The organism is Thioalkalivibrio sp. XN279 (assembly GCF_011089885.1).
Lineage (GTDB): Bacteria > Pseudomonadota > Gammaproteobacteria > Steroidobacterales > XN24 > XN24.
Window position 1 is genome coordinate 178,082 of record NZ_JAANBD010000028.1, and the last position, 12,055, is coordinate 190,136.

Annotated in this window: 10 protein-coding genes and 1 tRNA gene; 7 read left to right on the forward strand and 4 right to left on the reverse strand. The window is 65.6% G+C overall.

Going from position 1 to position 12,055, the window contains the following annotated elements:
* Positions 1-40: 40 nt before the first annotated feature.
* The 4 genes from G8346_RS10485 to G8346_RS10500 form a co-directional block, all read right to left on the reverse strand.
* Positions 41-865 (reverse strand): hypothetical protein, encoded by an 825-nt coding sequence (locus G8346_RS10485; RefSeq protein ID WP_166050983.1) that lies wholly within the window; start codon positions 863-865, stop codon positions 41-43.
* 192 nt (positions 866-1,057) lie between these two features.
* Positions 1,058-1,810, reverse strand: a complete 753-nt coding sequence (locus G8346_RS10490; protein ID WP_166050984.1) for an RES family NAD+ phosphorylase — start codon at positions 1,808-1,810, stop codon at positions 1,058-1,060.
* Positions 1,807-2,166, reverse strand: a complete 360-nt coding sequence (locus G8346_RS10495) for an MbcA/ParS/Xre antitoxin family protein (RefSeq protein ID WP_166050986.1) — start codon at positions 2,164-2,166, stop codon at positions 1,807-1,809. The genes G8346_RS10490 and G8346_RS10495 overlap by 4 nt, the downstream gene beginning before the upstream one ends.
* A 136-nt stretch (positions 2,167-2,302) precedes the next feature.
* Complete coding sequence (locus G8346_RS10500) at positions 2,303-3,658, reverse strand: MATE family efflux transporter (protein ID WP_166050988.1); 1,356 nt, start codon at positions 3,656-3,658, stop codon at positions 2,303-2,305.
* Positions 3,659-4,111: 453 nt separating this feature from the next.
* On the opposite strand from G8346_RS10500, the gene G8346_RS10505 reads away from it, so the two are divergent.
* The 7 genes from G8346_RS10505 (at position 4,112) to G8346_RS10535 (ending at position 12,054) form a co-directional block, all read left to right on the forward strand.
* A complete protein-coding gene (locus G8346_RS10505) occupies positions 4,112-4,327 on the forward strand; it encodes a (2Fe-2S)-binding protein (RefSeq protein WP_166050990.1) in 216 nt (71 codons plus the stop codon).
* A 117-nt stretch (positions 4,328-4,444) separates the two neighbouring features.
* Positions 4,445-4,912 (forward strand): bacterioferritin, encoded by a 468-nt coding sequence (bfr, locus tag G8346_RS10510; RefSeq protein ID WP_166050993.1) that lies wholly within the window; start codon positions 4,445-4,447, stop codon positions 4,910-4,912.
* Between the two features lie 131 nt (positions 4,913-5,043).
* Positions 5,044-6,123, forward strand: coding sequence for an efflux RND transporter periplasmic adaptor subunit (locus G8346_RS10515; RefSeq protein WP_166050995.1), 1,080 nt, complete (start codon positions 5,044-5,046; stop codon positions 6,121-6,123).
* 26 nt (positions 6,124-6,149) lie between these two features.
* Complete coding sequence (locus G8346_RS10520; protein ID WP_166050997.1) at positions 6,150-9,266, forward strand: efflux RND transporter permease subunit; 3,117 nt, start codon at positions 6,150-6,152, stop codon at positions 9,264-9,266.
* A 444-nt stretch (positions 9,267-9,710) separates the two neighbouring features.
* Positions 9,711-10,274 carry a PEP-CTERM sorting domain-containing protein gene (locus G8346_RS14660; protein ID WP_206202696.1) on the forward strand — a complete coding sequence of 188 codons (564 nt, stop codon included), beginning with the start codon at positions 9,711-9,713 and terminating at the stop codon, positions 10,272-10,274.
* Positions 10,275-10,434: 160 nt separating this feature from the next.
* Positions 10,435-11,868: a glutamate--tRNA ligase gene (gene gltX / locus G8346_RS10530; protein ID WP_166050999.1), complete on the forward strand. Its 1,434-nt coding sequence runs from the start codon at positions 10,435-10,437 to the stop codon at positions 11,866-11,868.
* Between the two features lie 110 nt (positions 11,869-11,978).
* Positions 11,979-12,054, forward strand: a tRNA-Ala gene (locus G8346_RS10535).
* Position 12,055 lies beyond the last annotated feature (1 nt).

Genomic DNA, 12,055 nt, shown 5'->3' on the forward strand with positions numbered 1-12,055 from the left:
GATCAGGACGGCAGGCGGCGTGACCTTACCTGCCCGAGAATCACCTGGAAGCAAGCCAGCGCACACCTTCTTCGAGCGTGATCGCGAGCGCCTCGTTGCGGGTCACGGCTGCCATGAACTCCGTTTGTCGCAGGATGTCGTACCCATATGTCCTGTCCCTCATCTTCTCTTCAAGGAACAACAACAATTGAGGCAGGTCCTGCCGGTTGTGATGCAGCCATTGCCACAACGCCTCTGAGAGCACATGCAACCCGGCCAATCCGCCGTGCTGATATGGACTCAGCAACGGTTCAATGACCGCGATCTCTTCCGGGCATGCGGCCAGCTGGCGGCCAATCTCTTCACGACACGCTTCCCTCTCGGGCACGTTCTCGGCGAACTGCCCAAGAACAAGCTGTTCGGACCTGGCGCAGCAGGCAATGAAGCTCGTCATGGTCAATCCGGCATGAAACGACGCGTAATGACGGTATTCATCCTGCAGGCGCTCTTCGAGCGACGCCTCGAAGTCCTCCATCTCGGCACAAAATACACACTCGATTTTCCGTACCAGTCCGGCCGCACGAAGTGCCTGCGCAAACGACCGGCCCCCGGCCAGGCTGCCGTCGTCCCTGATCACGAACCTGATATGCTCGCGCTCCGCCAACGCGAGCTCAGAATCCGTCGGCTCCAGGCCGTCGACAGCTTCAAGGCGATCCAGGACATCCGGTTCACGTGCCCACGATGCCAGGGCCTGGGCGTCGCGCGTGAGAATCGTCTCCAGGCATTCGGGCGACGAGATGACCTCCTTCACGACAGCGATCGAGGCTGTCGCCTCATAGAGCGATCGGTCATACCAGCGTTCCATCATAGGATGGGGTTTGTTCATTAGTGTTTCCTCTGATAAGGCTCATGTGCGCCGGGCAACTGCGCCGCGGCAAGTCCACGGGCACACATGTTGAAGGTTGCCAAGGCCCCTGACAGGCCGATAAACGGCACTTTTTGCAGGATTACCGGGGTATTGCCGGCATCGGGGGCAACGGCGCCACCCCGGGGCGGGATCAAGGCGCCTGTCGGTCCGTCACACCGCCGGCGAAGGCAGTCGCCCGTGAACCAGGAAGGTCTCGCGCGGGAACTCGCGCGTGGTACCGGTAGCGACGTTGAAAAAGACGACGCGGTCGGCGCCTGTCCGGCAGGCCCACTCATCCCGGCCGAGGATCCTGTCGCGGGGGATTAGGGCCTCAGGTGAGAACAGCCCGATATTGAGGCCCTTGACCGGGTCCCTGGCGGACAGGTACTCGAATGCTGCGACGCCGGCTGTCCGCATGGCGCGCCCGAGTGCCTGGGTTTCGCGATAATCCGCGGGATCGCGCAGCACCTTCTCGTAGGCCGAGAACGGTGGGTGCTGCATGCGGAGGCCATGCGACGTGTCGTAACCCGCCTGGAAGATCGTGTGCTGGGTGACAAGCTCGCTGCGCGGCGGTTGCACCATCCCCGACCAGAACCAGAAACGATAGAAAGCCGCCTCGGCCAGGACGGTGCGCTCCTCGCGGGAGCCGTAGAAAATGGACGGCTGAAAACGCGTGCCGAAGCGCGAGCCGTGCCGCAGGGGCGGATATCGGAACGGGGTATGCAAGAGGTACGGCATGCCTTCCGTGCCCGGGCGCGGTGGCGGCTTAGATCGCTCGAGCAGTTCTTCCAGCACGGCCTGTTCGGCCGCAGAGTCGACAATGCTGTTGGTCGCCACCTGCTCCTGGCTCTCCACCAGGCGCCGCAAAGTGCCCTGGAGACGCGAGACCGGCGCCGGAAGGCAAGCCTCCCAGATTCGGCTCACGACTTGCCGCGTGCCGCGTCGAGGTACTCGGCGACCATCACCAGTCCCTGAACTTCCTTGACCTGTTCACGCGGTTTGCCGCCGGTGTGCAGGTTCGGCGTCGCCATCCAGTGCCGCATCGCCGCCGGCTCCCCGCCGGTCAAAACGAACAGGCTGCGGTAACAGCGGATAAGAAGAGCTGCGAGTTCGCCGGGCTTGGACCCTGGATCGATCGGGCGCACGAGCGATGAGCGCGCCCGCCCGATCACGGCGCCAAGCTCAGCCTGGCTCAGCCCGAGGGCTTCGCCGGCGTTGCGCACGGCCTTGGCCAGCACGACGCCGGCTGCCGGTTTGACGGCTTGTATGGTTGCGCCCATTCGAATGGTCTCCGGTAGATCCTTTCCTGACCACAAAATGTAGCATATGAGACTATTTTATTTAATATGCTCTATTTCGGCACAATGATCGGATATCCGTTTGCCGTTAACGGGGTCTGACCCCCGTAAGTGTTTGTTAAACCTTGATTCCGGCCCAGCCGCGCCGCATCCAGAACCAGGTGAACACCCCCGCCATGCCGGCGCGGTAGCCGACCTGCAGGCACCAGATCACGGCCAGTCCGAACCCGAGCACCGGGCCGACCAGGTAGGCGAGCGGCAGGAACAGCCCCCACTGCGCGAGCACCGCCACCTTCATCACGCGCTTGTTGTCGCCGGCGCCGAGCAGGTTGTGCATCATCACCATGCCCAGCCCCTCCACCGCCATACCGAGACCGACCAGGCGCATCGGGAACGTCGCCACGGCCATGGTCTCAGGATCGTGGATGAAGATGCCGAGCAGCAGCTCCGGCCAGATCGCGCCGGGCAGGCCCAGCAGCGCCAGGCCGATCATGCCGATGCGTGCGACCTCCCAGCCCCAGCGCGCCGCGTCCTCCGGATCGTTGCGACCGAGCGCCTGGCTCACCAGCGTGGACGCCGCGAGGCCGAGGCCGAGCCCCGGCAGCAAGGCCACGAGCGTGAGGTTCAGGATCACGGTCGCGGCCGCCATGTCGCGCGTGCCGACCTGGCCGATGATCCAGAACGTCAGCACGAAGCCGGTGGAGAAGAACAGCTGCTGGATGCCGGTCGGGAGTGAGAGGCGCAGCAGGGTGGCGACATGGGCGCGGCTCGGCGCGCGTTGCAGGAAGCTGGCTTCGCGCGCGTGGCGGAAGCCGAGGAAGATGTAGATGCTGAAGCCCACGACGGTGGACAGCGCCGAGGCGATGCCGGCGCCCTGCACGCCCAGCGCCGGCGCGCCGAGGTTGCCGAAAATCAGCACCCAGTTGAGGAAGATGTTGCTGGCGTGCATGACGATGAGCGTGCTCATGTACAGCCGCGGCAGGTCGATGCCGTTCCAGTAGCCGCGGAAAGCGAAATTCGCGCCCATGAAGAACATGGCGAGCACGCGGGCCTGGAGGTACGGCACGCCCTGAGCGATCACCTCGGGGTCGCTGTTGAGATACGGGTAGATCGCCGGGATGGCCCAGTAGAGGATCGCGGCGAGCGGCGGCGCGACGCACAACAGCACCAGCAAGCCGCCGTTGAGCGCGACCGCCGTCTGGTCGTACGCGCCCTCGCCCTTACGGCGCGCCGCGATGGTCTGCACGCCGGTGGACAGTCCGAGCAGCAGGGCCATGAACATGAAGTTGGCGAAACCGCCGAGGCCGACCGCGCCCAGGGCGGCATCGCCGAGCGTGCCGACCATGGCGGTGTCGACCAGGTTCATGATGTTCTGCGACACCATGCCGCCAATGATCGGCAGCGCCAGCAGCAGGATCCGCCTCCCCCGTGGCGTCCCCAGGGGGTCTGACCCCCGTAACCCTATGTTCTGCAATTATTTTCTCGTTTTGAGGACTGACGATCGGGCCCTGCGTGGCCCAGCGTCGTTAAAGATTTAGCCAGTAAGGCGAAGTGTGTCAGGAATCGTCGGCCCTGGCACCGCTGGAGCTTCCCCGCGGCAGTAACGGGGTCTGACCCCCGAAAGATATTGATTTTATTGGGGAGAGCAAATTAACCGCGCACCGCAGGAACTTTTTCAGCAGCGCTGAATCTATTTTCCGCGTACGGAGCGAATCCCCAAACGTTCCCCAAAATGCGTGTTCCCCCCACGCGACCCCTACGGCCCCGGCGTCCAGGATGGACGACCGGGGCCGAATTTTTCTGGGCCCACCATAGATCAGTACCTTACGGGGGTCAGACCCCGTTCGGGGCGCATAAGTATTGTCCGTATTGACAATCATTCGCATTAGCAGTCATAGTTCACCCCAGCTCGAGGAGGTGAACCAACATGTACGTCTGCATCTGCAAGCGCATCACCGACAGCCAGATCCATGAAGCCATCGGGCGCGGCGCGCGCAAGCTCGAGGACCTGAGCCGCGAACTCGGCGTCGCCACCGGCTGCGGCCAGTGCGCCTGCTTCGCCACCGAGCTGCTCGACGGCGCCCCGGCCGCTTCGGGCGCCAACAGGGCCTTCTGCGAGCCCGTCCACCCCGACGCCGCCTGACGCGTTGCAACAAACGGGGTCAGACCCCGATCGCTCCTCCCCCAAAATTTGGGGCCGGCCGCCGCCGGTGCGTATAATCCTGCGTCCTGCACGCACCCAACCCGAGGAGACTCCGGCATGAAGGGCGACCCCAAGGTCATCGAGCATCTCAACAAGGTCCTGAAGAACGAACTCACCGCGATCAACCAGTACTTCCTGCATTCCCGCATGCTGAAGGACTGGGGCCTCGAGAAACTCGCCGAGAAAGAGTTCGAGGAATCCGTCGACGAGATGAAGCATGCCGACGAGCTGACGCAGCGCATCCTGTTCCTCGAGGGCCTGCCCAACCTGCAGGACCTCGGCAAGCTGATGATCGGCGAGAACGTCAAGGAAATCCTGACGGCCGACCTCGGCATGGAAAACAAGGCCATCCCCGACCTGCGCGACGCCATCGCCTATTGCGAGTCGGTCGGCGACTACGTCAGCCGCCAGCTGTTCCGCGAAATCCTCTCCTCCGAGGAAGAGCACGTCGACTGGCTGGAGACCCAGCTCAGCCTGCTTGAGAAGATGGGCCTGGAGAATTACGTCCAGTCCGCCGCTTCCTGACGGCCTCGTCCAGGCGGGCCGAATCCAGATACGCAAGACCCCCGAACTTTCATACAATTAACTTGTCACTGAAATTGCCGGCCGGTGTGCAGCGCACGCCGGCCCGCTTCTTCTAATCCGGGGTCAAGGCCTTGCAAAAAACAATCACCACGCTCGTCGTGCTGGCCGCAGCGGCGCTGGCTGCATACATCTGGTTTGCCGGCGGTGACGACGGCGCGCCCGCCCGCCAGGGCATGAACCCGGAAGACCGCCCGCCCGTGGCGGTCGTCACCACCGTCGCCAAGTCCCGCGCGCTGGTGGACGAGGTCGAAGCGCTGGGCACGACCCGTGCCCGCGAGGCCGTGGAGATCACTTCGCGCATTTCCAGCGTCATTACCGCGATCAACTTCCGCGAAGGCGAGACGGTCGAGGCCGGCACCATCCTGGTCGAACTGGACAACGCCGAGGAGCGTGCCGCCCTGGCCGAGGCCGAGGCGCGCGTCATCGACAGCCGCGCCCAGTTTCGCCGCGCGCGCGAGCTGCTCGCCTCGAAGACCGTGTCCGAGTCCCAGGTCACCCAGCTCGAGGCGACCATGAACGCCGACGAGGCGCGCCTGCGCGCGGCCCAGGCCCGCCTCGAGCAGACGCTCATCCGCGCGCCCTTCGCCGGCCGCGTCGGCCTGCGCCAGGTGAGCCCCGGCAGCCTGGTGAACCCGACCATCGCGATCACCACCCTGGACGACGTCTCCAGCGTGCGCCTCGACTTCACCGTGCCCGAGACCTTCCTCGGCGTGCTCGCCACCGGCCAGCGCATCGCGGCGCGCAGCGTGGCCTTCGAGGACCGACTGTTCCAGGGCGAAGTGCGCACCATTAACACCCGCGTCGATCCCGTGACGCGCGCCGTCACCATCCGCGCCGACCTGCCCAACGACGACGGGCTGCTCAAGCCCGGCATGTTCCTCACCGTGCGCCTCGCGGGCCAGTCGCGCGAGCGCGTGGTGATTCCCGAAGCTGCGCTGGTGCCCGAGGGCGACCGCCAGAATGTCTACCTGGTGCGCGACGGGCGCGCCTGGCGCACCGAGGTGTCGGTGGGCAGGCGCCTGCCGGGCGAGGTGGAGATCCTCGACGGGGTGCGCGCCGGCGACGAGATCGTCGTCGAGGGCACGCAGAAAGTGGCCAACGGCGGCCGCGTCACCAGCGCCGAGCCGATCGCCGTGCTCGGTCGCTCCTGACGCCGCGCCGACCCGGGACCGCCACCATGAAAATCTCCGAGATCTCCGTCCGTCGCCCGGTGTTCGCGATGGTGCTGTCGATGATGCTGGTGCTCGTCGGCCTGGCTTCAGCGCTCAACCTCGCCGTGCGCGAATACCCCGACATCGACCCGCCGATCGTCTCTATCGACACCAGCTACCGCGGCGCCTCGGCCGACATCATCGAGACGCGCGTCACCCAGGTGATCGAGGACCAGGTCGCCGGCCTCGAGGGCATCGTCAAGCTCACCTCGCGCAGCCAGGACGAGCGCTCCTCGGTCGACCTCGAGTTCTCGCTCGACCGTAACGTGGACGAGGCCGCCAACGACGTGCGCGACCGCATCGGCCGCGTGCTGTCACAGCTGCCGCCGGAAGCCGACCCGCCGCGCATCGCCAAGTCCGACAGCGACACCCAGCCGGTGATGTGGCTGACCTTCACCAGCGACCGCCACACCACCCTCGAGCTCACCGACATCGCCGAGCGCATGGTGGTGGATCGCATGTCCGTGGTGGAAGGCGTGGCGCGCGTGCGCCTCGGCGGCGCGCGCCGCTTCGCCATGCGCGTCTGGCTGGACCGCGAGGCCATGGCGGCGCGCGGCGTCACCTCCGAAGACATCACTGCCGCCCTGCGCCGCGAGAACGTGGAGCTGCCCGCCGGACGCCTCGAGTCCACGCAACGGGAGTTCACGCTGCGCACTCGCACCGGGCTGGTGACGCCGGAAGATTTCGGCGCGCTGGTGATCCGCCGCGGCAACGACGGCAACTTCGTGCGCCTGTCGGACATCGCCGAGGTGCGCATCGGCGCCGAGGACGAGCGCAGCGTGGCCCGCGCCAACCAGGTGCCGGCCATCAGCCTGGGCATCGAGCAGCAGTCCAAGGCCAACACCGTCGAGGTCTCGCGCGGTATCCGCGCCGCCATCGACGAGATCACGCCCTCGCTGCCGGAAGGCGTCGAGATCGGCATCAACTTCGACCGCGCCACCTTCATCGAGGCCTCCATGATGGAGGTGGTGAAAGCGCTGGGCTTCGCACTCACGCTGGTGCTCTTGGTCATCTACCTGTTCCTCGGCAATGTGCGCGCGACGCTGGTGCCGGCCGTCACCATTCCTATCTGCGTCATCGCCACGTTCTCGGTCATGGCGCTGTTCGGCTACTCCATCAACGTGCTCATCCTGCTCGGCCTGGTGCTGGCCATCGGCCTGGTGGTGGACGACGCCATCGTGGTGCTGGAGAACATCTGGCGCCGCGTCGAGGAGGGCGAGCCGCCGCTCCTGGCCGCGGTCGAGGGCAGCAAGGAAATCGGCTTCGCCGTCATCGCCACCACGCTGGTGCTGGTCTCGGTGTTCCTTCCCATCTCTTTCATCCAGGGCAACGTCGGCCGCCTGTTCCGCGAGTTCGGCGTCGCGGTCGCGGCGGCGGTCGGCATCTCCAGCCTGGTGGCACTGACGCTGATTCCCATGCTCAGCTCGAAGCTGTTCAAGCACGGCGAACAGCGCAGTCGCATGACCAGCTTGATCGAGCGCGGCTTCAAGCGCTTCGGCGCGGTCTACAAGCGGCTGTTGTGGCGCATCGTGCCGCGGCCCTGGGCCGTACTGGCGGTGGCGCTGTTCGTCACCGTCGCCGCCGTCGGCCTGTTCCGCATGTTGCCGACCGAGTACGCCCCGCGCGAAGACCGCGGCATTTTCTTCACCCTCATCACCGCCCCGCCCGGCGCCAGCCTTGAGTACACCGAGTCCTACGCCACGCGCATGGAAGAGATCCTCATGCGCTACGTGGATAGCGGCGAAGCGCGGCGGGTATTGCTGCGCGTGCCGGGCGGCTGGGGCAGCGGCGGCGGCGTGGACAGCGCGCGCGCCATCGTGCTGCTGGAAGACTGGGCCAAGCGCGAGCGCTCGGTGGAAGAAATTGCGGCGCAGGTACGCGAGGAGCTGAGCGTGCTGCCCGGCGTGCAGGCGCGCGTGATCACGCCCGCCGGCCTCGGCGTGCGTGGCGCCGACCGCCCGGTGCAAATGGTGCTCGGCGGGGCCGAGTACGCCCAGCTCGCCGCCTGGCGCGACGAACTGATGGCGGCGGCCGAGGGCTATGCCGGCATCCGCGGGCTCGATTCCAACTACGAGGAACGCCAGCCGCAGATGCGCGTGGTCATCGACCGCAACCGCGCCGCCGAGCTCGGCGTGTCGCTGGAGAACATCGGCCGCACGCTCGAGACCATGCTCGGCTCGCGTGCGGTGACGACGTTCATCGATCGCGGCCGCGAGTACCGCGTCATCCTGCAGGGCCAGGCCGAGGGCCGCGCCACGCCGAATGACCTTTCCAACATTTACGTCCGTTCCGAGACCAGCGGCCAGCTGGTGCCGCTGGGCAACCTGGTGACGCTGGACGAGCGCGCCGGCCCGGCCGAGCTGCGGCGCTTCGACCGCCTGCGTTCCATCACCGTCTCCGGCGGGCTCGAGCCCGGCACCTCGCTGGGCGAGGCGCTGGACTCCTTCGAGGAGCTGGCGCGCGAGATCCTGCCGCCCGACATCCGCATCAGCTGGGACGGCGAGTCGCGCGAGTTCAAGGAGTCCGGCAACTCGCTCTACATCACCTTCATCATGGCGCTGGTGGTCGTGTTCCTGGTGCTGGCGGCGCAGTTCGAGAGCTTCCGCCACCCGCTGGTGATCATGTTCACCGTGCCGCTCGCCATCACCGGGGCGCTATTGGGCCTGTGGGCCTACGGCGGCTCGATCAACGTCTACAGCCAGATCGGGCTCATCATGCTGGTCGGGCTGGCGGCCAAGAACGGCGTGCTCATCGTCGAGTTCGCCAACCAGCTGCGCGACCGCGGCCGCGAGTTCAACGAGGCGATTATCGAGGCTTCGGCCATTCGGCTGAGGCCGGTGCTGATGACCAGCGCGTGTACCGCGATCGGGGCCCTGCCGCTGTTACTGGCGTCGGGTGCCGGCTCGGAGAGCCGCCAGGCGGTGGGCATCGTGGTGGTGTACGGCATGGCGCTGACCACCGTGCTGACCCTGTTCGTGGTGCCGGCGGCCTATGCGGTGATCGCCCGCAACACCAAGTCGCCCGGGCATGTGGGGAAGAAGCTGGAGAAGTTGAGGGCTGGGGAAATCGTAGAATCGACTTGAGCGACACTTGGTGCCGGAAATCGAATCGGCTCGCCATCCGGCGCCGTAGGCAGGACGTTTCCCGACCCATCGTCGCGCACTAGGGCGCGATATTGACGCGAACTACCGTGTGCCGGCCCGCCGGAGTCGTCGGTACAATTTACAGCCGCCGAACCCCTGCGCGATATGAGCAAATGTCCTGGCCCACTACCCTGATATCGTTAGACTTAGTTATACCCTGCTCGCGCGATTCTACGGCGAAGGTGCTTCGCACACTGATGGGATTTGACCGTGCTCTGGTGTCGAAAAGGCTTACAGGACGCATACTGATGAGCGAATGTCACTCAATCTTTTCAATGCCTTACAACTCTGGCACGCTTCCTGCATGAGTATTAAGTGAGCCCCTAATGGGCGATAGGCCTGTTTAAGACGGGTGCAAAAGATAGGTAGCGAGGAGTAGTTGTCATGTGCAAGTTATTGATTGGTATAGCAGGCTTAGCCCTTTTAGGAGGTGCGTCGACCGCTTCCGCAGCCTTGATCGCTGAGACTGGGCTGGCTGACACCCTCGTGGAGGGGACCAATATCAGCCCTGACGAAGCATCCGAGAAAACATATCTCGCCGAGCTCCTGGGCGTCGATGTGTCGGAACTTGAGTACTTTAAGTACGACGGCGGCACCTGGCAGGAAGTGACTGATGAGCTTGAGGGTAACCTGTGGGCATTTGACTTCGGTGATTTCCAGCCGGAGGCATTCATTCTGAAGGTTGGTGCGGGCGTCTGTCTTGTGTCGGAAGGTTGCAGCACCGTTTACAACACGTTCGGCTACTTGAATGATGCCGAGTCGTTCAACTGGGGCGTGATTGATCTGAGCCTTTTTGACAGAACGAATGGTGATGTTGAAATCGGCTTTGTGAGCCACATCTCACGAGGCGGTGGGGTAACGACGGTACCGGAGCCCGGCACCCTGGCCCTGCTCGGCCTCGGCCTGGTCGGCTTCGGTGTGGCGCGCCGCCGGATGGCGATCCGCTAAGACCAAGATAGAACAACAAGACCACTTGGAAGCCCCGCACTGCGGGGCTTCTTTTTTTCAGACACTTACGGGGGTCAGACCCCGTTGCGGAGGCTCCTGATCATCCGCACCGCCTCCCGCTGGTAGAATCCGCGGCCTGAGTCCACCGAGGTCCTGCATCGTGTCCGACACCTCCGCCCGCTCCGTCCGCACGCGCTTTGCGCCGAGCCCGACCGGCTTCCTGCACATCGGCGGCGTGCGCACCGCCCTGTTCTCCTGGCTCCAGGCGCGCCGCCACGGCGGCGAATTCATCCTGCGTATCGAGGACACCGACCGCGCGCGTTCCACGGAGGAAGCCATCCAGGTGATCCTCGACGGCATGGAATGGCTCGGCCTGCGCGCCGACGAGGGCCCGCTCTACCAGACCGACCGCTTCGACCGTTACAACGAGATCGCCGCGCAGCTGCTTTCTTCCGGCCACGCCTACCACTGCTATTGCAGCAAGGAAGAGCTCGACGAGATGCGCGCGGCGCAGATGGGCCGCGGCGAGAAGCCCCGCTACGACGGGCGCTGCCGCGAGCGCAAGGAACCCAGGCCCGGCGTGCCGCCGGTACTGCGTTTCCGCAACCCGGACGAAGGCCAGGTGGTGGTCGACGACAAGGTGCGCGGCCGCGTCGTGTTCGACAACAAGGAACTCGACGACCTGGTGCTGCTGCGCTCGGACGGCGTGCCGACCTACAACTTCTCCGTCGTGGTCGACGACATGGACATGGGCATCAGCCACGTGGTGCGCGGCGACGACCACCTCAACAACACGCCACGCCAGATCAACGTCTACCGCGCGCTCGGCGTCGAGCCGCCGGTGTTCGCGCACGTGCCCATGATCCTCGGCCCCGACGGCGCCAAGCTGTCCAAGCGCCACGGTGCGGTGAGCGTGCTGCAGTACCGCCAGGAGGGCTACCTCCCCGAGGCGCTGCTGAACTACCTGGTGCGCCTCGGCTGGTCCCATGGCGACCAGGAAATCTTTTCCATGGAGGAAATGGTCGAGCTGTTCGACATCGGCGACGTCAACAAGTCGGCCTCGAGCTTCAACCCCGAGAAGCTGCTGTGGCTGAACCAGCACTACATCAAGGAGGCGGCCCCGGCGCGCCTCGCCCAGGAGCTGCAGTGGCAGCTCGAGCGGCTCGGCGTGGACTGCTCCGGCGGGCCGGCACTGGACGCCGTCGCCGAGGCCTTCCGCGAGCGCGCGAAGACCATGCACGAAATGGCCCAGGCCGCGATCTTCTTCTACCAGGACTTCGACGCCTACCACGAGAAAGCCGCCCGACAGCACCTCGGCGAAAATTCCGTGGAACCGCTCAAGCGGCTGATGGCGGGCCTCGAGGCGCTGGAGAACTGGCAGGCGGGCCCGATCCACGAGGTCGTGCAGGCCGTGGCCGAGTCGCTGGGCCTCGGCATGGGCAAGGTCGCCCAGCCGTTGCGCGTGGCCGTCAGCGGCGGCCCGGTGTCGCCACCGATCGACATCACCGTGGCGCTGCTGGGGAAGGAGAAGACGCTGGCGCGGCTGCGGCATGCCATCGTATTCGCGGCTTCCGCGGGAGATCGCGCCGAGTAGGGCTTGAGGCGGGGCGGCCCCGGGCGCTGCAGCCGGGCAGATTGTCGCCGCGCCGCCCGCATCCATCTTGCCCCCGCCAGCGGGGTTGTTTATCATGCGCGACTTCGTGTGGGGCCATAGCTCAGCTGGGAGAGCGCTTGCATGGCATGCAAGAGGTCGGCGGTTCGATCCCGCCTGGCTCCACCAA

Excerpts from the sequence above, each read along its gene's own strand:
- G8346_RS10520 (WP_166050997.1), top strand. The coding sequence starts at position 6,150 with ATGAAAATCTCCGAGATCTCCGTCCGTCGCCCGGTGTTCGCGATGGTG.
- G8346_RS10485 (WP_166050983.1), bottom strand. The coding sequence starts at position 865 with ATGAACAAACCCCATCCTATGATGGAACGCTGGTATGACCGATCGCTC.
- G8346_RS10495 (WP_166050986.1), bottom strand. The coding sequence starts at position 2,166 with ATGGGCGCAACCATACAAGCCGTCAAACCGGCAGCCGGCGTCGTGCTG.
- G8346_RS10505 (WP_166050990.1), top strand. The coding sequence starts at position 4,112 with ATGTACGTCTGCATCTGCAAGCGCATCACCGACAGCCAGATCCATGAA.
- G8346_RS14660 (WP_206202696.1), top strand. The coding sequence starts at position 9,711 with ATGTGCAAGTTATTGATTGGTATAGCAGGCTTAGCCCTTTTAGGAGGT.
- bfr (WP_166050993.1), top strand. The coding sequence starts at position 4,445 with ATGAAGGGCGACCCCAAGGTCATCGAGCATCTCAACAAGGTCCTGAAG.